The sequence below is a fragment of the Bradyrhizobium manausense genome, from assembly GCF_001440035.1.
GTDB lineage: Bacteria > Pseudomonadota > Alphaproteobacteria > Rhizobiales > Xanthobacteraceae > Bradyrhizobium > Bradyrhizobium manausense.
This window is the reverse complement of record NZ_LJYG01000032.1, coordinates 55,201-77,344: the sequence shown is the minus strand read 5'-3', so window position 1 is coordinate 77,344 and position 22,144 is coordinate 55,201. Positions and strand designations below refer to the sequence as shown.

At 59.7% G+C, this 22,144-nt stretch carries 14 protein-coding genes; 6 read left to right on the top strand and 8 right to left on the bottom strand.

The genetic code is table 11. The annotated features are described in order from the left end of the window. Positions 1-9 precede the first annotated feature (9 nt). A protein-coding gene (locus AOQ71_RS42805; RefSeq protein WP_157083369.1) for an IS630 family transposase occupies positions 10-958 on the bottom strand; the annotation gives its coding sequence in 2 pieces (ribosomal slippage) (positions 10-621 and positions 623-958; 948 coding nt in all). 108 nt (positions 959-1,066) lie between these two features. Between AOQ71_RS42805 and AOQ71_RS07270 the strand changes: the two genes are divergently transcribed. The 3 genes from AOQ71_RS07270 (at position 1,067) to AOQ71_RS07255 (ending at position 11,010) form a co-directional block, all read left to right on the top strand. Then, on the top strand, positions 1,067-2,995 hold the full coding sequence (locus tag AOQ71_RS07270; protein ID WP_057743787.1) for a CHAT domain-containing protein: 1,929 nt from the start codon (positions 1,067-1,069) through the stop codon (positions 2,993-2,995). 864 nt (positions 2,996-3,859) lie between these two features. Further along, entirely contained in the window at positions 3,860-7,126 is a 3,267-nt protein-coding gene (locus AOQ71_RS07260) for a DUF7379 domain-containing protein (protein ID WP_057743779.1), read from the top strand. Positions 7,127-7,575: 449 nt separating this feature from the next. Continuing rightward, positions 7,576-11,010, top strand: a complete 3,435-nt coding sequence (locus tag AOQ71_RS07255; RefSeq protein WP_157083418.1) for a CHAT domain-containing protein — start codon at positions 7,576-7,578, stop codon at positions 11,008-11,010. Between the two features lie 258 nt (positions 11,011-11,268). On the opposite strand, the gene AOQ71_RS07250 is transcribed toward AOQ71_RS07255, so the two are convergent. Both AOQ71_RS07250 and AOQ71_RS07245 read right to left on the bottom strand, forming a co-directional pair. Then, positions 11,269-12,339: a tyrosine-type recombinase/integrase gene (locus tag AOQ71_RS07250; protein ID WP_245316772.1), complete on the bottom strand. Its 1,071-nt coding sequence runs from the start codon at positions 12,337-12,339 to the stop codon at positions 11,269-11,271. A gap of 1,511 nt (positions 12,340-13,850) precedes the next feature. Then, entirely contained in the window at positions 13,851-14,888 is a 1,038-nt protein-coding gene (locus AOQ71_RS07245) for an IS110 family RNA-guided transposase (protein WP_057743773.1), read from the bottom strand. A gap of 501 nt (positions 14,889-15,389) precedes the next feature. On the opposite strand from AOQ71_RS07245, the gene AOQ71_RS07240 reads away from it, so the two are divergent. Beyond that, positions 15,390-17,402 (top strand): ParB/RepB/Spo0J family partition protein, encoded by a 2,013-nt coding sequence (locus AOQ71_RS07240; RefSeq protein ID WP_057743790.1) that lies wholly within the window; start codon positions 15,390-15,392, stop codon positions 17,400-17,402. A gap of 240 nt (positions 17,403-17,642) precedes the next feature. On the opposite strand, the gene AOQ71_RS44885 is transcribed toward AOQ71_RS07240, so the two are convergent. After that, positions 17,643-17,840 carry a hypothetical protein gene (locus tag AOQ71_RS44885; RefSeq protein ID WP_157083417.1) on the bottom strand — a complete coding sequence of 66 codons (198 nt, stop codon included), beginning with the start codon at positions 17,838-17,840 and terminating at the stop codon, positions 17,643-17,645. 266 nt (positions 17,841-18,106) lie between these two features. Between AOQ71_RS44885 and AOQ71_RS07235 the strand changes: the two genes are divergently transcribed. Further along, positions 18,107-18,418 carry a DUF736 domain-containing protein gene (locus AOQ71_RS07235; protein ID WP_050421663.1) on the top strand — a complete coding sequence of 104 codons (312 nt, stop codon included), beginning with the start codon at positions 18,107-18,109 and terminating at the stop codon, positions 18,416-18,418. Positions 18,419-19,079: 661 nt separating this feature from the next. Next, positions 19,080-19,403, top strand: a complete 324-nt coding sequence (locus AOQ71_RS07230) for a DUF736 domain-containing protein (protein ID WP_057743770.1) — start codon at positions 19,080-19,082, stop codon at positions 19,401-19,403. A 726-nt stretch (positions 19,404-20,129) separates the two neighbouring features. Here AOQ71_RS07230 and AOQ71_RS47385 read toward each other — a convergent pair. The 4 genes from AOQ71_RS47385 to AOQ71_RS07210 all read right to left on the bottom strand — a co-directional run bounded on the left by AOQ71_RS47385 (position 20,130) and on the right by AOQ71_RS07210 (position 22,060). Further along, the gene (locus AOQ71_RS47385; RefSeq protein WP_057743767.1) at positions 20,130-20,402 is read right to left on the bottom strand and encodes a hypothetical protein; all 273 of its coding nucleotides are present in this window, start codon (positions 20,400-20,402) and stop codon (positions 20,130-20,132) included. A gap of 119 nt (positions 20,403-20,521) precedes the next feature. After that, positions 20,522-21,250 (bottom strand): SOS response-associated peptidase, encoded by a 729-nt coding sequence (locus tag AOQ71_RS07220; protein WP_057743764.1) that lies wholly within the window; start codon positions 21,248-21,250, stop codon positions 20,522-20,524. 2 nt (positions 21,251-21,252) lie between these two features. Beyond that, complete coding sequence (locus AOQ71_RS07215) at positions 21,253-21,702, bottom strand: hypothetical protein (protein WP_057743761.1); 450 nt, start codon at positions 21,700-21,702, stop codon at positions 21,253-21,255. A 22-nt stretch (positions 21,703-21,724) separates the two neighbouring features. Then, positions 21,725-22,060, bottom strand: a complete 336-nt coding sequence (locus AOQ71_RS07210; RefSeq protein WP_430648610.1) for a hypothetical protein — start codon at positions 22,058-22,060, stop codon at positions 21,725-21,727. Positions 22,061-22,144 lie beyond the last annotated feature (84 nt).

Here is a 22,144-nt window from a genome sequence, read left to right as displayed (position 1 = left end):
TAGAGCGTTTCACATTTTGATTGAAGCATAGCCTGAGTTTGCGAAGTAGTTGGCGCATTCGCGAGGCTGGATGTCCTGGACGAGGTGACCGATATGGCGCCAGGTGTCCTCGATGGTGCGCTTCTGAGCTTGCCGCATCCAGTGTTTGATCTTGGAGAAGGCTTGTTCGATCGGGTTGAGGTCGGGCGAGTATGGCGGCAGGTACCAGAGCCTGGCGCCAGCCGCCTTGATCATCTGTCTGACAGCGTTCGACTTGTGGCTTCCGAGATTGTCGAGAATGACGATATCGCCCTCGCGCAAGGTCGGCAGGAGGAGGTGCTTCACGTAAGCGCGGAAGCATTCGCCATTGATGGGGCCGTCGAAGATGCAGGGTGCCGTGAGTTGGTCATGGCGGAGCGCACCGAGGAATGTGAGGGTACGCCAGTGACCGTGCGGAGCAAAGCCGCGCAGACGCGCCCCTTTGGGTCCCCAGCCTCGCAAAGGGGCCATGTTGGTCTTGATCCAGGTCTCATCGATAAAGACGAGCCGGCCCGGATCGAGCCCGGCCTGCCAAGATCGCCAACGCAGGCGCCTACGAGAGACGTCGGCGCGAGCCTGTTCGAGGGCGAACAGTGTTTTTTTTGAACCGCAACCCTTCCCGGCGCAGGAACAGCCAGACCGCATTGTGTGAGACCTTGACGCCACGGGCTGCCAGTTCCGCCTTCAGACCGTGCAGCGTCAGGTGCGGCCTCTCGGTGATCCGCTCGACGATGAAGGCGCGGTGCGGATCAAGCACGGGCTTGCGGTGGCCACCCATCTTGCCAGGCGTTACCGAGCCGGTCGCTCGATAACGCTGTGACCACTTCACAACTGAGGAGACCGCAACGCCAAACCGTTCCGCCACAGATCGGCAGCTCTCACCTTTGGCAACAGCGGATACTGCGCGCTTACGCAAATCGTTGGAAATTGGTCGGACCATCGGATGCTGGCCTCCAGCCCAGCCAGCATCTTGAATCATATTCGCCCCAGATCCGGAATCCCTCCCGATTCAATAAATCTGTGAACCGCTCTAGCGCGCGCCTCACGCATGAACGAAGCGCTCGAAACGCGTCTCCAGTGGATCCTTGAAGCGCTAGCAGCATTCCATGCGGCAAAGGCGGACCGGCGGCTGGGACGAGCATATATCGACCTCGCGATCAACCTCAAGGACGGACACGACTATTACGACGCACTTTACGCCGTTGACGAAGCGGAACGCCATTGTTTCGGTAATGAGGATGGCGGAGGGATCGCCGCTGCGCGCTATCACCGGGCGCACATTTACCGCATGATCGGCCATCCGCTCGAAGCTTTGCGTGCCCTTGAGTTAGCGCTGGATGCGCTGCCTTCCGGAGGTCGTGCCGACGGCTGGCGGAATCAAATTCGCTCGGAACGAATTTTCAATAATTTGACTCTGGAGCGCTTCGACGCTGCCCTCGACGACCTGAATGCATGGATTGGCTCCGGTGATACGCACTACTTTGCGCTCTTTTACCGGGGCGAGGTGTTCGAGCGGCGAGGGAATCTTAAAGATGCTTTGCGTGACTACTGCGGCGCAGCCGTCAGTCTCGCTAGGAGCGTCGTCACGAATCGTTCGGACCGCTTTCGTCGCAACAGCGCGTCCGCCAACCGGTTCAGGCTCGAACAGGCGCTCAATGTGGCTCTCATCCTAGACGAGCGTGAATCAGCTGTAGGTCTTCTAGAACTTATAAACACTGGTGGGCGAGCAATTCTTCCACCTAATTGCCTCGAATTGCCGGATGATCTGAAGGCGCTGGACGACGTAAGTCAGGGGAGCCCCGCCTTGCTGTCCGACGCTCTGGCCGCCATTGCGAGCGGCAACGTCGACACGCTGGCGGCCTGCCAAGATCGCGCCGATCTCCTCCTTTCCGAGCGCGACCTGCTAGCGGCACCGGCCTCGCCAAGCTGTGCTGACCAGAAAGACCCTGAAGAGAGTATCAAGGGCATACACGCGCGGATGATTCAATTGCTACCTCCCGATGCCCTAATGCTGGCGTTCTCGGCCGTTGGCGACGCACTTTGGGTCGTCGCGGTCGCACGGGAGACGACGCTGCTCCGCCGCACAAATCTCGGGCGGTTCGGCCTGAACGTGCTCAAAACAAGCTGCATTTACGAATGCCAAGGGCTGCTTGAGTGCACGTCACTCGAGATTCTGCAACAGGAATTGCTGGCACCGGTGGAGCATCTCTTCTCCCAAAAAACCCGGATCATAATTTCCCTGGCGGAGGACGCCTACGGTGTCCCCTTTCATGCGATGAGCTGGAGGGGCGGGCTGTTGATCGACACTCACGATGTTCAATACGTCATCGGCGGCCTTACAGTCGGACCAGCGGTTCCAACTAAGGCCATGGATCGCGCAGTGAGCCGACCGTACCTATTTCTAGGGACGCCAAATGTCCCATATGCGCAGCTCGACGAACTGAATGGAGTCGAGACCGAGTACCGCGTGGTTACCGGCATGATGCCAGCGTCCGACGTCCACGCAACGATGCCGGCGGCTAGCGCGGATCTGCTTGGCGGCGAGCGAAGCAAGGTTATGCACGTCGCATGCCACGGCATTTTTGAAGAGCGCTCGCCGTTGTTGTCCAGGCTGCTCTTCGCTGACAGACCAGTCTTCGCATTCGAAATTGCGCTTGGCAGCCTCGCGTCGGAATTCGCCTTTATCGCCGGCTGTCGGACGGCCTCCGCAAAGTCAGCCGGCGGCGGCTATGTCCAGAGCTTGGCATCGGCATTCCAAAAAGCCGGGGTCCGGAGCGTGGCCGCATCGCTCTGCCCAATCGACGACGAGGCCAGCGCAGTCCTCGTCCGCAAACTTTACGAGCTATTGCACGACGATCCGGACTGTTCCCCCCTGAAGGTCTTTTGCGCGGCGCAACGATACCTGCGGGCGCAACAGGAGTTCGAACATCCCTACTACTGGGCGCCGTTTTTGATCTTCGAGGACATTGTAGGCTGAGGCATGCACCATATCTCTCCAGCTGCGTTTGGCGCCGAAGCGACGGCTGCCGTGCCGTTCCGTCAATCGCGTACCCGGTCCACTCGCCGCGCTGCCACAGATGCTGCCGATGAATCGTTCATCGACTCGATATCCTGTCGCCTCATCGCACCGACACATGTATCGGTCGAGGAGACGTTGACGGAGCACCTAGCCGTTGTGAAAGTCGGGTTCACGCTGGCATTGCCTCCAGGTGTGGCGCTTGAATGGGTTCGACTCCGGGTTCAGATAGCTCTCGCAGGCGACAGCGGGGAGCGTGGAGGCTCCTTTCGAATCGTATCCCTCTATCCCACTCGCGTGGCCACGCACACCATCACCCGAGGCCGGCTAGCTGTCGGCGCCAATGGCGAGCTGACCCGGGAGGAAGCGTATCCGCACGAGACGGAGGAGAATACACCTACGTGTCAGCCGAACGTGCTGGGCTGGAAATTGAGCACTAGCGAGGCTGTCTGGGATTGGCTGCCAATCACGAGGGCGCCGCCGCTCGGCTCGGACGCGCTATTCCTTGCGGCAACATATCCGATGTGCACAAGGCTGCAATGTACGCGTTCCGTCCAACTCGCGGTCAGTGCACAGAACCGAAAGGACGCCATCGTTCTCGAGCACGACGCAGAAACTGCAGAGTTGGCCGAACTCGGCCTCGCGTAGCGCGGTACCCAACAAAGGCCATGCTACGTGGGCGCCGAAGCCTGACCGGCGGCATTAACAATAGTTGCGGACGCGGGGGTTGCGGGGCACTATCGCTACAATCGCTAAGCGCGGGCCTACGCCGCTCGGCCCGCCCATCAGTGTTGAACGGGCGCTGACGCGCTGGGGGAAACGATAATGCCACGTATCACAAGAACGATCGATCCGGCCGCGACCATCACGTTTCCAAACGGGACTGTAGTGGAGATGAGCGCTGGGCCGGGAAGTGCTACGCAGTTCACGCCGGAGGCGCCGGGTCTTCGGTCGGCGCAGCTGCCGTCCGAAACGGATACGAGTGCGGAATTCGAGGCAGCTTTGCGAGAGCTCGATATCGAGGAGCAGGAGACACTGCACCTCGACGTTCTTCCACCAGTACAAGGACTGCGCGGCGGCGCGCCTCAAGATCTGATCGTACTACAACCCTCGCGAACAGCTGACGACGCCCGCCCGCGGGTGGTATTATACCAAGACGAGTCCGGAGGATTGAGCTGGCACTTCGCGGAAGACGCGTTTCTGACGCCGGAGCAGCGGCAGCGCCTCCTGCAACGCGGACTGCGAGCTCCACTTCCCAACCGCTTCGTCATCCGCGCGCGCACTGGTGAGGCCCGAGCGACCCTCGCGAACGGCGTGCCACGCGGATCATTGCGCGGCCCGATTACCAAGATCGGCCGAAAAATTCTCAAGATCTTAGTCATCCCGGTCGCCGACGTGGTGCTGGGAAAGCCGATCGAGATGATGGTGCGCGCCGTCGAGGAACGAAAACGTCGCAACCTAATCTGGCACATCACGCCCGACACCTATAAGTCTCCGCCCACCGTCCCAATCACCGACTGGTCCCAGCTCACGCAAGGGCGAACGCTCCTAGTCGTACACGGGATTCTGAGCTCGGTCGAAGGCATGCTGTCGGGGCTGCCGCGCTCAGCGATGGATCGATGGTGCGAGGCCTATCAGGGCAGGGTGATTGCCTTTAATCACCTATCAGTGGTCGCTTCGCCGGAAGAAAACGCGCGCTTCTTCCTCGAACAAGCGCGGCAAGCACTACCAGAGGGACACCTGGAATTCGATGTCCTCTGCCATAGTAGGGGGGGCATCGTCTCGCGCATGATGACGGAGCACGGACACGAACTTGTTGATGGGGCAAACGCCGCATTCCGGTCGATCTACTTCGTTGCGTCGCCGAATAGTGGATCGCAGCTCGGCGATCCCAATCATATGGTGGATATGGTCGACGTGTTCACCAATTTCCTAACGAACTTCCCAGACGGCCCAGTGATGTATTCGATCGAGACGTTGCTGGCGATCGTCAAAATGCTGGCGTCCGCCGGCATGAAGCAGCTACCTGGCATTGCCAGTATGGGCACCGCAGCCGACGGGTTTATCGCCAAACGTTTGAACCATGCTGGGGAGCGCCTTGAGGCGCGTTACGGCGCAGCAGCTTCGGATTACGAGCCGCGGCCAGGTGCTGATAACGGATTTTTCCAGGGGCGGTTCGGCAATTTCGTCATGGATGGCATCTTCGCCAAAGAGGGACGGCCGACCGCAAACGACCTGGTGGTTCCCCGCGATAGCGTGTTTGAGCGCAACGGTCATCCAATGTTCCCGATCGCCAATCCGCTGCTCTATCGTCCGTCGGACGCTGTCTGGCATTCCGGCTTCTTCTCTCAGCCCCGCACCCTCGCGCATATCGAGAATCATCTCCAAGTTGGTGGCATCCCCATAGTCGTACCCGCGCTCGGTGGGACGAAGGTCACCGAAGCATCGAGTACGGATGCGGATCGTGTTCGCCTCCGCTCGCGCCCCCCAAAAGGTAGGCTACGCGGCGGTAATAGAGCGACAGAGCGGGACACACCTCAGGTCCCACTCTTAGAGGAAGTTGAGATCCGGCGTAGCCCGGAGATCACGTTCCACGAAAAGGTGACCGAAGGCCAAACCTCCGACCTCACAGTCCGGCTCGCCGACCTAGTCGCCGGGGGCGATGCCCTAGTGATCCCGCTGCCGATTGACAAGGATGCGGTGGAAATCACTGTCGAGTTGAGCGCACCCGGCTTCACGGTTGAAGGGCCACGCGCTGCGCCGATGACTGTGAAACGAAAGCGCGACCCCCAAACGGAGCAGGTGACTTTCCGCGTTACTGCGAAAAACCCTGGGACCGAACCCGTCATACGCAAGCTGATCGCGACCTTCTGGCAAGACAACAACTGCATTGGTGCGGTGACGCACGAAACCACCGTCACCCCCGCAGGTTACGGCCGTCCGGTTGCCGGCAGCGGCCACAGTAGCGCGGACACGCTACTTTTGCGGCCCGGGGCGCGCGAGGATGCAGACCTCGTGATTTACGTGCGTTCGCTCCAACCTGGCGTCTTTGACGTCGCGTTGCGGTCGCGCGTGCCCGGTGAAGAGTACGATATGAAGCCGATGGGCGAGCTCAAGCTGGTCGGCACCGACTTCGAGGACTTTTTCAAACAGGTCGTCGATCGGCAGTTTTCGACTTTTCCGCGCGATCCTAACCTTGACGAGAAAGAGTTCGAGGACCAGCTCAATGCCTGGAATGGCAGCTTTATGAGCCGCCTTGCGGATCTCGGCCGCGGCCTGTGGTCGCTGCTCCCTGATAAGCTCCGCGAGGAGTATTTGCGGCTGGTGAGCCTGCCGACGCCGCCGCGTGCGTTGTTTGTGCAGTCTGACGAAATGACGCTACCATGGGAGATCATCCGCCCAGCGGGCATGATCAACGGCCAGTTCGAGGAGCAGCCGCTCGGCGTCCGGCATGTGCTCGGGCGGTGGCGTCCAGGCCTCGGTGCACGTCCGCAGCCGCAAGGAATGCCGATTAAGAGCTTCGTTGTCCTCAATCCACGCTACGGCACCGGTGCGTTATACTGGGCTGATCTCGAGAGCGAGCGGCTGAAGGCACTTCTCGGCAATTTGCAAAAACCATCTCCAGTCGACCGTAAAGCGCTCGACGCCATTCTGAGTCGTACGGACGTGCAGATGGTCCACTTCAATGGCCATGGCACGCTGGGCGCCAACGCGGAACTCAATGGGCTCGAGCTTGAGAATAAGGAATCGCTTAGCGCGATGGCGCTCCACGGCCGGCCGCTGGGATTGCAAGGGCATCCGGTGCTCTATTTGAATGCCTGCAGTGTCGGCCGCACGGGACAGACTCTGGGGCGTCCGGCCGGATTCGCGGCCATCTGCATCGAAAACGGTTGGAGCGGCGTGATCGCGCCCTATTGGCCCGTCTACGATCCTTGGGCAGCGGATTGCAGTCTCGCTCTGTACACTAAGTTGCGGCTGGGGCGAAGCGTCGGCGAGGCGCTGCAGGAAATTCGACGTGAGCAACCTAACAACTTCACAGCGCAGGCCTATTCGTATTTTGGCGATCCCTGGGCCCGGCTCCTATTTCCTTGAGCAGGAGGAGCGCATGGGCGACCGGGACCGGACACGGCACTCTCGTGCTTGGGGCGCGATTTCGAACTTCACCCGCAAAGCGATTGTTATCTCTCAAGCGGTGGCCCTACTTAGCGCCGTCGGGTTCTGGTCGGCTAAACTAATTTTGATCTATTAGCGCTGATGTTCGCATTGGTCTTGTTCTTGGCTTCTTTGTTCCGTCGTAGCCGCGTTTTAACTGCAGGCTGACGAGTTTGTTGCCGACCAGATTCCAAGCGAGGCAGATATGCTGGCGAGGATTAAATGCCGTAAATTGGTCGATGCGCTTTAGGTGCGATCGCCACATGGCGTCATGACGAGCCCGTGATTTCTACTTCGGCTGGTCTCAAGGGGGTTAAGTTCTGATTGCTGAGAAAGCGTCTTGTTGCTGTCTTCGCTGCGTGCCCGCGACACGCCAGGAAAGTAGGCCGATGAATACGACCATCCCATCGCGCGGCAAGGCCTATTGGGCTGTGCTCGGCGTCATTTTGCCAGATCACCTCAACGACGAGGTGGCGGACAAGTTGATAGTCCTAATCCTTTCGTGGATCGACTTGGCCTGGTCAACGCGGGCCGAAATCATTGCTCGTCTGCAAAACATGAGATCGACCGAGGTCGCAGAACTGGAATTTCGCGCGAGCGCATGGCGCGCCTCTTTCGCGAAGCAGGCTGAGCTCAGACCAAAGAAAATTGGTCGGCGAGTGATGAATATTGCAGACAAATATTTCAACGCTTGTCACACGACGTTTCAAAGTGGTCGGTACAGGGAATCTGCGTTGTTCTGCGAGGCGATCCTCGCAATCTACGGGTTACCATTTTTCAACGCTTTCCAAGAGCTCAACGGGTCTTGCGCGAAGGCTCTAATGAGTCTTGGCATAAGGCTAGCCGAGCTCGGTGATTTCGAGAGGGCAATGTCGCGGCTCGACTTCGCTCTTTCATTACTTTGCGCGCCGCGACAGAGCCATCGCCATGACCGAGAGTCTGATCCGTCGAGTCTTCTGCTCAACGGTCCTATTGATCAGTCCGAACTCAATTCTCGCAAAGCCATGGTGCTAACGAATCGTGCCCTCTGTTGTGAACAATTTGGCGAGGTTGGTCGTGCGATCGCCGACTACAAGACTGCGCTGGATCTTGTGCCGAATAGCGACCCAAGATTCTACCGAGATCGAGCGAGAATTCTTTTGAGCTACAGTTCGGTGCTGAGATGGCGCCGGGATACATCACGAGCGATTGCGAGCTGCGAGGAGGCTTTGAGTCTGCTTCAGTGCTTGGCGAATTCGCGCGAACTCGCTTCTGACCAAGCCCTCGCATTGAGGACACTTGGTATCAATTGGGAAGACCTGGATCCTTCTCGTTCGATTGAGTACTATAGCGCGGCGCTGGATTTGCTCAACGATCAACACGATCCCCACCGCGATCTCGATCTGGAGTGTGCCCAAACACTGGCCTCTCGTGGCCTTGCTTGGATCAAGCTGTCCCAGCTATCGAATGCACAAGCGGATTTCAGCGGCGCGCTAAATCTCTTAAACGAGGAGCCTCTAAGGAAAAGGCGTGACCTTGATCTTGGTCGAGCAATAGTCTTGACGAATCGTGCAGGTGCATCGCAAGAGCCAACCCAAGCCATTGCGGACCTCAATGTGGCGCTAGCTCTGCTGGGCGAGTTGCCCGCAGAGAACCAGCCAGAGGTGGAACACCGTCGCGTCAGGAGTTTGCTGAATCGTGGGGCTATGAAAGCAACGCTCGGAGATTCCGGCGATGCACTTGCTGACTACATCTCCGCAGAAGCTTTGCTTTCCGACCCATCTGGTATTGGAGGGTGGCGACACCTCGATCCTTTGAGGATCGAGTTGTGGGTGAACATCAGCCAGATGCTTGGGATTGTGCAGGATGCGCAGGCTTGGGCCGTCGACCGTAGCATCCGAATGCGGGAGATGCTGGAGTTGGCTCCGATCGGGCCAGGTACCGTGAGTATGAGTTTGAACTTCGCTCGTTTCCATGCGCTCTGGTTGGCTCATTGCGTTAAGACCGGTAATCTTAATGACGTCCCACAAATTTTGTCTGCCCTGCAGGGCCGGGAGCTCGCCGCCCGCATTCTCGACGAACTGACGGCGAACGAAGAGGTCGGATTGCTGTCGCCGGGGGTCCGGGCTTATCAGCGGGCGCGGATGGAGTTGCGAGGGCTCGCAACGCAGATTGAGGAGATGGTGGGCGGAGGTGGGCGCGGTCGGATCGATCTTAGGTTGCATGGGTCGGCTAGAGGGATGCCCGCAGCAACTATCCAGGAGCGACTTGATCAACTGGATGCTGAGTACGGGAGCCGATATGACAAGTTGGCGGAGCTGCGCAAGGTAGCAGCTGCCGAACCTGGCTATACGGCGCTGCTGCCCCTGCTTCTGGATGCCGCGAGACTCGTAGAGAAAGGCCTTGGTCACGGTGAAGCGCTGGCGCTGTTGCTGGACGTGGAACAAGGTTCCTCACTCCACATCGAGGGAGCACTGGTGCTACGAGCTGACCGAGTACCTCAATGGTGCCCGTTGCCAGGTATCCACCAGATCGCGCTTAGAATGGAGGCAACTAGTGATGAGCTTGCCGTTGAGGAGCCTACTAGAGCTCATGGCTACTCCCGCGCACGTATCAAGGATTCACATGGTGCGTCCGTTCTTACGAGCAGCTCGTTCTGGTCGGAGATGCAGGAGGCGACCACCATGCAGCTTTGGGCTCCACTCACCGATGCGCTATCTGGGATCGAGCGTGTGGTATGTGTTCCCCAAGGCAGACTTCATCTGTTGCCATTCGAACTCGGAGCGCCAAATCATCTGCGGCTAACGCACTATCCGGGGCTAGTTTTCCTTGGCTACGGGCGTGGTCTGCTGGGAACTGCATCTGAGGTGGATCGTGCCCCTGGCGGGAATCGTGCGGGAGACCAGCTGTGTGGCCGCCTCGGAAGTGATTTCTCCGACAGTGACCTCGACGATACATGGTCAGACCTGATCGGAATCGTCGGCTATTCTGGCCCAAATGACGATCTGCCGTTCGTAACCGCCGAGATTGAGGCCCTGACAATGTTGCATGGGCCTAGAAAGGTGCGATTGGGCGACCCCTATCGCGCTCCCGAGAACTCTGTATTCACGTTCTTGCATCTTGCCTGCCATGGGCGGCCTAGCGGGTCGGGTCCGGATGAACGAGTTATCTTGGATCTTGGCCTCGACCGTCAGGTCGACGCGGCCCAGATTATGGAGAGGCCGCTGAGGGTTCGGCAGGTATTGATTGCAGCGTGTCTCGGTGGACGAGTTCGTGAAGCTCTTGATGGAGAGCCGAGCGGGCTGGTGGGTAGCTATCTTTATCGGGGCGCCCGAGAGGTTGCGGCATCGGTTTTAGCGCTGCCAGACGACTGGACTATGCTAACGTCGATTTTGATCCACCAAGCGTGGCTCGTCAGCGGCAGTCTCGGCGCGGCTGTTGCTGAGGCGAAGCGGCGACTAGCTAGCGGCGAATGGTTTGACAGCACCAAATCATTGTTCGTGGCGGCCGCCGGCCCGGTGCTAGAAGCCTGGGAACGGGGTCAACCGCTTAACCCGCTTCCTGACCTAAATGAAAATCGTACCGATAGGATGATGCGCGCGCTCAAGGACGCTACCTCCGCCAATCCTTCAGTGGATGCAGTTGAACACGCGCGCTGCACTTTCCCCGAAGGATTCGCTAAAGAGGAGGCCAACCAGATCGAAGTTGCCAATTTTCGCCTCGATGGCCTGCACCCCGCCATCGCCAATATCATCGCGAACCCTGTCCCTCCACAGCCAATTCTCAAAATTATCACTATCGGATTGAGGGCTTATGGGGAGGTAGAATGGCCCGTTCCGCATTAGGTCTCAACGCACGGCCTACGGCCGTAACCAGCTCTTTCCTGACAATAGTGCGCTACCATCACGAAAGAAATGCCAGCTTCTGGCGTAGCCAGAATGGTAGGTCTTTGCCTAAGAGGGTCCAAAATGCTTTATCTTTCAATGGTGATTGACTGACTCTGCGCCGCGAACAAAGCTCTCCCCAGACGGACGTCGGGTGAGCCCGATCGTCATCGGTTCGGACCGTACCGGCAATCTAATCCCCCTGAAAACTGCGTTCTTCTATCTGTGCAGAGGCAGTACCGAACCGAAGTTGCCGCGGTCTCCTTCGACTTTCCTCTCCCGTTTGGCGATCTTCTCGACGGCGTCCGCGAGATAATCGGGGTGATGATGGCCGTAGGTGTTGAGTAGAACGTCAAGCGACATGCCCAGGTAGCCCGCTGCCTGCCACGGATCGGCGCCACGCTGCATCAACCAAGTCGCCGCGGTATGCCGGAGCGTATGGGGTGAAATGCCCACGCCGAGGCCGGCCAGTCGCACGGCAGTTTTGAAAGCCGTTTTCACTGAGGTGACTGGCTTCCCATTGAATTCCACGAAGTGTTTCGCGTGATGATCGATCTGGTGCCAACGCCTGAGATGCGCGAGGAGGCGCGGCGGGACCGGTACCGGTGGTTGCCGTTTGTTGGTTTTTGCGTCGCCCTGGCGGCGGCGGTAATAGATGCCGCGATCCAGGTCGACAAATGCCCTGCCGACAGCCGGAATCGGCGAGGCAGCGGCGATGGCGCCGGCTCGGGATCCGCTATAAACGCCAATGAGAATGAAGCGTGCCAGGTGCCGTAGAGGCCGTTTTCCGGTCTCGACTTTTTGGCCTTTCAGCGGCCCCCGGGACATCGTCTGCATCTCGCGATATCGCCAGCACGTCCAGATCAGTTTCGCGGCATCGGATCTTGTGAGCCACTTGTCGCGAGGCTCACCCTTTGGGGGCAACGTGATTTTGACGATCCCGCGGTGATAGCCTTCCGCAGCATGATGGTTGATAGCTGCGCGAAGGTCTTCAAGATCGCGCCTTGCGCCACCCTTGCTGCCGCGCTCCTTCGCGTATTGGCGACACTGCTCGCCATCGACGTCGGCTAGCATTTTAGCGCCCCACCAATCGTTGAGCCGCCCAATCCGCTTCTTGAATTTGCGTATGGCGGGAATCGTCTCGTCAGTGTCTTCAGTGACCTTGAATCGATCGTGGAGCTTGGCGAGCTCTGTATCAAGATAGATCGACAGCACATCCCCGATCGGGATCGCTTCAATGTCTTGGGCCTTGCGCTTCGGGATGTACTTCGACGCAATGTAATCCTTCAACGCTTGCTCAGCGGCCGTAATTTCATCTGAAGTGCAGCCTGTGCTGATATCCCGGCCGTTGTCTCGGATGATCCAAGTTGCCCGGTGGGTAGTCTTGCCGGTCCCGTCTCTTCGGGCGCCTTGAGTTGGAGTCTGGCCCCCTTGCTTCGACGCGGCATAATTCTCTCATTATCTCTATATAAAAGAGTGTCGTGTAGTCCTTGCCCGCAATGCGCTCGATGATGAGTCTTCCGCGGGCGCTCTCCCTGCGCAGTCCGGAAGCGGTCATAGAGCCATCGGGAAATGCCACGGCCGCTGCGATAGCAAGACGGAGTGGATCGTGTAGACCAAGGCCCTCCGGGCGCTTTGATATCTCGATCATGTTAGCAACGTCGCGATCTGCGAAGCACTAACGGTGATTGAGCTCTATGTGGGCAGCATCGACACGCTTCTCTTCGTTTGAGGAGTGCGCCGGCTGCGTCGTTTCGAGCAGGTGTGTGAATTCGAAATGCCTGGCAACACTGAGCAGGGACGACGTTCTGCCCACAGCGGCTGCTTTTAAGACTCCCTCCGGTGGTGCTGTTCGCCTCGAGATCGCCAGTGCCCATTGGCACATACAATCACCGCGCCGGCGACAGCTCAAATGCGACGAGCGGCTGTTTGGGCCGATATGGGTTGGTGCGGAGAATGCTTGGGGACGACCGCGCCAACGTTATCCTAGGTACGGGTATTGATCACTTTTGCGATATGCCTCATCCGATCTTCGATCCAACTGGTCTGTGGTTGTTTCGCTAACTTCCTCCGTGACGCACGCAATTTGAGCGACGCGAAATCATTGGTGTTGGGACGGATTGGCGGTCCTGTTGCACTCAATGGTTCCGCCTGAGAGCGATCGTTTGCTGATTGCCCAATATGGCTCACGGGATTCTAACTGGTACGATGTATGACCGATACTGTCAGATTTGACAGGTGATGAGCTGTCTCGACGAGCCGCCCGGAAATCCTCGGTTCTGGTCTCAGTTCGATGCTTGTGTGACGGGGCTTGTCATCAGTGGTGCGCGTGCGGCTATCGCCACACCGGGCTCTCGTGAACCGAGCCGCGCCCGCGTCTCGGCCTTCGGCTTCGATCCCTCGCGCAAGCAGAAATAATGTGTCGCTCGCCGGAGGCACTCGCACGAAGGGCTGCCGCTTCGCGGCACCGCTATCACTGCCCGTCGCGCGGGTGCCTTGTTAACCGGTCTTCTCTAACCGGGGTTGGAACGTCAAGTAGCAAGTCTGGTCTGATTAACGCATCGTCGCTGTGCCTTCTGAACCTCCGTGGCGTCAAGCTATCCGGCGATCGCGCTTCTCTTCGAGGTCGGGATCCCCGCCTCATGATGATGTTCGTGAAGAAGTGGCGGGACCATCTCGGGAGCGCAGTCACGGAGCGATCGGCTCGCGCTGCAGACCGGTTATCACCCTCGCCATTCCTCGTCCTGCCGGACTCCTTGACAGCCTTTCGGCCGTGTTCTGATGATCTGTGCGTTCGGGGATCAAGCCGCCGCTGCGTCCTCCGACCTCTCCCACCGGAAGTCGCTGCCGTCGCACCACATACGGTGCAGGATGACGGATATCTTGCGGGCCACCGCGACCAACGCATTTTTCATGGAACTGCGCTTTGCGATGCGGATGCCCCATGCCTTTAACGAGCACCACCGTCTGGTGTTGACCATCAAAGAGTGCGCGGCTTCAAAGAGGTGCTCTCGAGCAAAGGCATCGCCGCACCGGGTGATGCGCCCGTTGTAATCGACTTCTCCAGACGCGTATTTGCCTGGGGTCAGTCCAAGATGGACGCCAACATGCCGTGATTTACGGAAGCGACCTGGGTTATCGATGGTCGTCTTGAATGCCAAAGCTGTCAGGGGGCCAACGCCAGGAACTGTCATGAACCGGCGGCAAATAGCATCGCTCCGAACCAGGCGCCCAATTAGGCGCGTCAACACGCTTGCTTGTTCGCCGAGCATGCGCCGGGCTTCGAGCAATGGAATTACGATGGCCTGTAAATCTCCATCAGCCACAACCAGCTCGCGTACGCGTTCTTCAAAGCGGCTTTGGCCGACAAGGCCCATTTTGAATCCGAAGGTTCGAAGTGCGGCCCGAATATGATTATTGAGGTCACGTTGCTTGTCGATCAGGCACCGGCGACTGCCCATCAACGCCCGTAGCTTTTGGCTGTTTTCAGATTTGATGTGAACCGCCTTAAACCACCCTGTTCGCATCATTTGCGCAAGTGCACGAGCATCGTTGCGGTCCGTCTTGACAGTTTGAGCTTGCATCACGCTCTTTGCGTGCCGCGTCTCAACACAAACGACGGGTAGTCCGCCTTCCGAAAGCCCCTTGTGCAACCAGGACGAACACTGCCCCGCTTCTAGCCCGATGCGTTGCAAAGCGAAGCGGGTATTTCTCAGCCAGGAAATGAGCGCCTCGGGTTCGGTATCCGTCACTCCTTCCCGGACGATATTTCCATCTCGATCAACGATGCAGATCGCTGTGCGCTTGAGAGACACGTCGAGTCCAGCGAAGTAATTCATCAGGATCTCCAGCTCATCTTGTTGGGCGAATCGATCGGCGCATTATGCGCCCGGGAGGTCGATGCCCGGTTACTTCATCTCGCGACTGCACTCGGTCCCGGGTCCCGCCGCGTACCGCGTCGGCGCTATGCTGACCCTCCTGCGGGTGCCTCTTTTGATTTTCTCACTCTGCTCTTGTTTTCACATGCGCTGACTTGCTCAATATTCCGACGCTTGAGGTCTAAGGGGCGCTGCCCCTCGCGCGCGCCAGGGTAAAGCGCCGGCTGCCGCCGGCGCCGCCCCGAGCGGTCTCCCCGGTCTTCCGTGCTTTCGAAGGTATTCAATTTCTCGAACGGCTGACATGCGCCCGTGCAGACCCGCTTCTATCGAGCGGCCCTTATCGGGCGGGCGATCCCCCTCCGCTCGGGTCGCCCTGGCACTTGCTACCCCGGTCTCGCCGACGGGCAGGGGCGCAGGCGCGGATTGCGCGCTGCACCCATGGAAGCAAAAGGAAGAATGATCATGTCGGCCAAATCAGTTGAAATCATCCCCGCGAGCGGGACGGAAGTTCTCATTCCGCTGAACAAGCTCAAGAAGTCACCCAACAATGCGCGCAAGACGCCGCACAGCGAGGCGGCGATCGAGGGGTATGCGGCGAGTATTGCCGCCAAGGGCATCTTGCAGGATCTGGTGGTTGAGCCCGAGTTGGACGGAGAGGGCACGGCCACGGGGTTCTATCTCGTGACCATCGGTGAGGGCAGGCGGCTTGCCCAGCTTCTGCGGGTCAAGCGGAAGGAGATCAAGAAGACTGAGCCGATCCGCTGCATCATCGACACCGCGAATGACCCCCACGAAATCAGCCTGGACGAGAATGTCACCCGGGAAAACATGCATCCCGCCGACCAGTTCGAGGCGTTCAGGAGGCTTGCGGAGGAGCGCGGTTTTGGTGCGGAGGAGATCGCCGCGCGCTTCGGAGTGACGCCGCATGTGGTGCGGCAGCGCCTTCGGCTGGGTGCGGTTTCTCCCAGTTTGATCGAGCTCTATCGCGATGGCGATCTGACCCTCGAGCAGTTGATGGCCTTTGCTATCACCGACGATCAGGCGCGGCAGGAGAGCGTTTTTGAGCGCCTGTCCTACGACCGCGATGCCAGCACTATCCGTCGTCTGCTTACCGAAACCCATGTCGCGGCAACCGATCGCCGCGCGCGGTTTGTCGGGCTCGAGGCCTATATCGAGGCGGGCGGTACGATCCTGCGCGACCTCTTCACCGAGGATCGCGGCGGCTATCCGGAGGACGTGGCTCTGCTCGATCTATTGGTGACGGCACGGCTTAGCCGGGAGGCGGATGCGTTGCGGGCGGCCGAGGGATGGAAGTGGACGGAACCCCGTCTCGACTTCCCGCACGCCCACGGCCTACGTCGTGCCTACCCGCATCCGGTCGAGCTTTCGGCAGAAGATCAAACCGCGCTTCAGCTCGCCCAAACCGAGTTCGACCAGCTGAGCGAACAGCATCAAACTGTCGAGGAACTTCCTGACGAGGTGGATGCGCGGTTCGGCGAATTGGAGAGCCAGATCGAGCAGTTGGAGGCGAAACGGCAGGCCTACGACGCGAGCGACGTCGCGCGCGGCGGCGCGTTCGTGATCCTCAATCATGACGGCACGTTAAGGATCGAACGCGGTTTCATCCGCCCCGAGGACGATAAATCTAATCCGGAAGCGGGGGAGGATGGTGACGGGCAAGCATCGGATGAGGAGGGTGGCGGGGACGCTCAAGCCACTCGCGATGGTGAAGGAGGGGAGGAAGAAAACGAGGAAGAAGACGGGCAACAGAGGCTGTCCGACACGCTCGTTCGTGACCTCACCGCGCATCGCACATTGGGGCTGCGTCTCAATTTGAGTGGGCAGCCGGACGTCGCCGTCATGGCCGTCACCCATGCGCTCGCCGCGCAAATTTTCTATATCGGAGCCAATGCTCATGTGCTCGGCATTCAACCCGTAAAGACGGATTTGGCCACCCATGCGACCGGAATCGAAGATACCCCGCCTGGTAAGGAATGGTCGGATCGCCATGCCAATTGGGCGAGGCAAATGCCCCGAGACGTCGCCAAGCTGTGGGACTTCGTGGTCGAACTCGACCACGACAGCCGCATGGCGCTGTTCGCCCATTGCACGGCATTGACGGTCAATGCGGTCAAATTGCCATTTGACCTCCGGCCACGCGCGTTGGCTGTGGCTAGCCGTTTGGCCGGGGCGGTAGCGCTCGACATGACCGGATACTGGCGGCCGACGGGGCAGAGTTATCTCGGCCGGGTCACCAAAGCTTGCATCCTTGAGGCCGTGCGCGAAGGCGTCAGCGAGGTAGCAGCCGAACGCATCTCGGGAATGAAAAAGACCGAGATGGCAGCCGCCGCCGAGCAATTATTGGCGGCAACCGACTGGTTGCCGCCGTTGCTGCGCACGGCCAAAATGGACGATCGGGTCGGAGCGCCAGACGAGGCGCAGCGCAATGATTTTTGTTCGCAAGCTGCCGAGTAAGAGGTGAGCCGGGGCCGCTGGAGCGGCCCCGGCTCACATCAAATTCCGGCCGCGCACCTGTTGGCGCGCGGCCGGTTCAAGCAAAGCGAAGCGAGCGATCATTCACGCCGGCCCGTCTCCAGAGGCNGATCCCTCCGGTCTGCGCGGCTGGCAGCGGCCGGTGACGCTGTGCCGCACCTCCCTTTCATAGCGGGGAGGCGATCAGCGGCGGGGCACTGATTGTATCCAGACCTGGCGTATTCAAAGCGCAATCGGGCGAACAATCCTGGCCGGCGCGGTGGCTTCCCGATGCGTAAATGTAATCGAGCTTGCTGGTTTGTCCGGCGTATCGTACTCGCGATTGATCCGCAGACGTCGGGTTTTCTCTGATCGATCCCGCCGTTTTCCGATGCTGTGGCAAGCGGTGGCAGCCATGGTGATCGCCGTCAGTTCGGTCATGGGCTCGCGTCCAACGCACCCTCGATTGGCTGATCAGGCCCGAGGGACGGCAAGAGCCTCGATCGCCTTCCCGCAACAGCTCACGCCTGCTTTTTTCCCCTGCCGCCAAGCGGCGGCATTCCTCGCGGGAAGACAAAAAAGCAGGCTTTCGCCGTCCTCCGCTGCGCTGCGGGCCTTGCGGCTGCGGGCCGATCGCTCCCCGGGCCAAGGATCGCCATCGAGGCTGCGATAGGCGCGGCCCGAGCAACAGACAGACGGAGACGACCATGGCGACCATCGGCACTTTCACCGCTTCGGACAACGGCTACACCGGTTCGATCAAGACGCTGACGCTGAACATCAAGGCCAAGTTCACCGCCTCCGAGAAGGACAATGACAAGGCTCCCGACTACCGCATTTTCGCGGGAGCGACCGAATTCGGCGCCGCCTGGAAGAAGACGGTTCGCGACAGCGACCGCGAATATCTCTCGGTCAAGCTCGACGATCCGAGCTTCCCGGCTCCGATCTACGCCTCGCTGGTCAAGGTCGAAGGCGAGGAAGGTTTCAGCCTGATCTGGTCGCGCCGCAGCGGCGATTGACGCAGAAGATCATCAGCTCCGCCTCCTCGGAGGCGGGGCTGATTTGCGTTTTCCGCGGCGCTTTTAAGAGTGAGGACAAGAGCCTTTTCTGCCTCCAAGGGAGGCGCGCAGCCGCGAATTCTCACTGCAACTCAAACCGTTCGACACGCCGAATGGCGAACAAATTGAGCCTTCGGGAGCATTTTCGTCGCCCGATTCGCGAGCTCAATCGTCATTCATGCGGCGGACTGATTGCGGCCAATTCGACTCGATAGGCGGCTCGGGGACCGCTCGCCGGATGCGAAACCAATCCGCTTTCCAGGCGGGATGATCGACGCTGGATCGCGAGAAACTCGAGGCGAGGCATATGTCGAAGCGCGGCCCAAGCGCCATTTGTGCGGGGTGAATGCAGCTCTGCGGCAAGGCCCGGCTCCTCGTCTGAGGCACGATTCCCTGCTTATGGCGCGACGACCTATGGCAGCCGTCCCCCATCCGAAACCCTCGCGCGCTTCCTTTTTTCCCCGCCGGCCAGCCGGCTCCTCGCGGCCGCTTCGCTGCAAAAAAGCAGCGCGCTCGGGTGCGCCGCTCCGCTTCGCCCCAAGGGTTCGGATGAGTGCCGGCCGCCATGACGGTCTCGCTATCGCAGGGCATCGGCGCCTTGCGGCAACGAAGGAGACAGACCATGACCGCCATCGGATTCGTCACCCGCACAATTGACGGCGGCTTCAGGGGCCAGCTCAAATTCCTACCGATCTGCGCCGACATCGACATCGTTCCAAACCGTGACAAGTTCGGCGACAACCCGGCAGATTTCCGCATCTTCACGCAAGGGGTTGAGGTCGGATCTGGCCGGATTTTGAGCGGCGAGAGCCGCGGAACGGACTACGTCAGCCTGTCACTCGCAGCACCCGCCCTGGGTGGCCGCAAGCTCTCCGCTAACCTTGGTCGAACGGTTGGCCTCGGCAGTGACGGCGGCTTCTTCCTGATCTGGAATCCTGTCGATTAGGTCAAAATGTTGGGCTCCCGCGCATCGCGCGGGAGCCTGTCTTGTCTCCGAAAATCAAGGCCTTGAAGATCGCCGACTGGTGCGCCCGCAACTGAGCGCGCGTAGAAGAGCGGGCGCCGCGGAACAGCCTCGAGACATCTCGTTGCGATCGAGGAAATGCACTCGCAACGAGCGGAATTTTGCCCGGAGCGAAGGTCGTTCCATGGCTATTTCTCTTCGTTCCGATGCCAAAAATCGCTCCATCGGCATTGGAATTTGCGCCAATCAATGCACAGCTGAGAGGCTTGAAATGATGTCTTGGACGCGTGCCGAGCGCTCGATTTTTGTACGAAAATAGTGTGCTGATGGCATACGGGCGATGCCTTCGGCCCGCGCTCTACTCGTCGCTTCGCTCCTCACCGAGCCACCCTGCGGGTGTCTCGGCCCTTCGGGTAACGATCGCTATCGCAAAGAGCGCAAAGCAAAAAGAGCGGAGGGAGTGAGGGCAAGATAAAAGCACTGGCGCCGAAGGGCAGCTAAGTGATTGTCTGCACATCCAAGATTTGGCGCGATCACGATCCTCTCTGTCGCCACGTTCGACCCAACACGATGGCGGACTTGCGCAATTGCGTCTGCATTTCGTCGGCCTCACAAATCGCCGGCAGTTTCGACGCCGGATGTGAGCCGCGGCTGAAGACTGTGCCGAACTGTTGTGGAGCGGAGGTTTGCAGTCGACTTGTCGCAACCTTAGACGATCTCCTCGGCCGGGCACTCAGGACATGTATCGCCGATCGATTCCAGGACCTCGGCGATCGCAACCGCGGCGGCCTCCGGAGAATACCTCTCCGGTGGGTTCTTCCGTGCTACATCGAACGCACGCTCATGGGCGTGCGGATCACCGCGATCCTGTATCCAGCCATGCTCCCCGCATTCCCTGATTGCTCCGGCCTCATTGAGGACCGAAACGGCCCAGCCGCGCAGCGTACGGATCGCAGGTCGTCTTTCCCGAGACATCAGCACGAATTCGCTCCACCGAGACGAATCCTCGTCTCTCGCCCTTGTTCCGGCCAGTTAACACAGGGCAGGGATTCGAAAATCGTTGGCACTGGATTTTGTCCACGTGTTCCGCCCTCACAACGCTAAGACACTGTGGCCGGGTCTTCCTTCTCGCCTGTCGCCACGATCTTCAGCGCACCGCCCGGGAGCGGTCGCTGCAGCGCCTTCGCCTCGTCCCAAGGCGCGCGCATCCAGGTGTCGTACTCTTCAGTCGTTGTGAGAATGACCGGCATCGCCTTCGGATGGACGCGTTTCACTTCCGCGTTGGGATCAGATGTCAGGAAGCCAAACACATCGGCCGTGACCTCGCCTTCCTTTGCCTTCCGCACAGACGTCCAGTTGGTCCAGATCCCACCGAAGGCGAGCAGGGGGCGGCTCTCATCGGGGGAGAACCAGACGGGGACCTTCTTTCCATCGATGGTGTCGTACTCGCTGAAGCTGGTGAACGGCACCAGGCAGCGATTGTCCGGCTCGAGCCATCGTTTCCAGTGGCTGCTTTTCGTGTTGCGGATGTTTGTTGTTCCGGAGTCTGGCTCCATTCGGAGCAGCTCCTTGAAGTCGACCTGCTTGCCCTTGGCCTCGAGCTTTTCCGCTCGCTTTTTCGTGGCGTCCATCAAGGCCTTCGAGGAGGAAGGCATTCCCCACCGTGCCATGACGATCTCGCGTCCATCCGCAGCGTTGCGGACGATGGGTGCGGGGTAATCGGGAAAGATGCCCGGCATGCTTGGCAGATTGCCCACGCGGCTGTTCAAGGCTCCGAACAACTGACGTATTGCATCAACGTTCTTGGTCATCGAGTAGAGGTTGCACATCGTCACGTCTCTGAAGGAGCGGGGCGGGGGCGGCGCACGAGCTGCAGCAGCGTCGCCACAGGACGGCGTCCCGCCTTAGCACATTTGTTGCACCGGAGCCTGCCAGCCAGGTCATGGACAAACGTTGTGGAGGCATGCGGCAGAGCAGCCAGATCGACGTCGCGTCGGGTCTTGCAGCGGGAGCATTGGATCTCCAGCCAAGGATAGCCACCGTTGATTGCCTGATCGATCGCCGGCGAAGGATCGATCGGCTCGCCATTCGCCCACATGCGCTCGTTCCAGCTCTCGCACAGAAGGCGATCCGCCTGTTCGATCAGGGCCTCGCCCTTGGCGCGAGCCGCTGTGGACTGCTCGGCCAGGATGGTAGTCATCGCGCGTGCCTTGCCGAGCTCCTTGCCAAGCGCTTTCCGGTCGCCGCCGGAGAGCGGCGTCGGGTGATGCTTCGGAGCCATTCGGGGTAACGCAGGTGATCGATCAAACGGGCCCGAAGGCCGGCCAGCAGCCGTCCTCCTCGTGGCGACCAGTTCGGTTCTGGCATGTGTTGTCCAGCAAACGTTGCGCGACCTCCTTCCAGTTTGCCTGTTGCCCGTAGAGACGGACGGCGTCCACTTTCTGGATCTCAACAATGCGCTCGCACCTGCGACAGGAAACCCGCAGAACATGCTGCGGGATATCGCAGAGGCGCTGGCCGGGGCTCGAACGTCCCGACGGCGCTGTCTCGCCATGGGCGTCGAGGAGCGCACGCCAGTAGTCGTCCGGCATGTCGTCCTTGGGATCGAGCGAATGCTCTCTCGCGGCTTTCTTTCCCATTGAGTTGGCTAGCTTTTCCATTTGCTTCGGGGAGGGCATTCGCCAACTCGCAGGTCGGTCGTTCATGGTGGAATTAGAACATAA

Bases quoted from the DNA above. Each gene is read 5' to 3' on its own strand.
- AOQ71_RS07270 (WP_057743787.1), top strand. From the start codon at position 1,067: ATGAACGAAGCGCTCGAAACGCGTCTCCAGTGGATCCTTGAAGCGCTA.
- AOQ71_RS07260 (WP_057743779.1), top strand. From the start codon at position 3,860: ATGCCACGTATCACAAGAACGATCGATCCGGCCGCGACCATCACGTTT.
- AOQ71_RS07255 (WP_157083418.1), top strand. From the start codon at position 7,576: ATGAATACGACCATCCCATCGCGCGGCAAGGCCTATTGGGCTGTGCTC.
- AOQ71_RS07245 (WP_057743773.1), bottom strand. From the start codon at position 14,888: ATGAATTACTTCGCTGGACTCGACGTGTCTCTCAAGCGCACAGCGATC.
- AOQ71_RS07240 (WP_057743790.1), top strand. From the start codon at position 15,390: ATGTCGGCCAAATCAGTTGAAATCATCCCCGCGAGCGGGACGGAAGTT.
- AOQ71_RS44885 (WP_157083417.1), bottom strand. From the start codon at position 17,840: ATGACCGAACTGACGGCGATCACCATGGCTGCCACCGCTTGCCACAGC.
- AOQ71_RS07235 (WP_050421663.1), top strand. From the start codon at position 18,107: ATGGCGACCATCGGCACTTTCACCGCTTCGGACAACGGCTACACCGGT.
- AOQ71_RS07230 (WP_057743770.1), top strand. From the start codon at position 19,080: ATGACCGCCATCGGATTCGTCACCCGCACAATTGACGGCGGCTTCAGG.
- AOQ71_RS07220 (WP_057743764.1), bottom strand. From the start codon at position 21,250: ATGTGCAACCTCTACTCGATGACCAAGAACGTTGATGCAATACGTCAG.
- AOQ71_RS07215 (WP_057743761.1), bottom strand. From the start codon at position 21,702: ATGGCTCCGAAGCATCACCCGACGCCGCTCTCCGGCGGCGACCGGAAA.
- AOQ71_RS07210 (WP_430648610.1), bottom strand. From the start codon at position 22,060: ATGGGAAAGAAAGCCGCGAGAGAGCATTCGCTCGATCCCAAGGACGAC.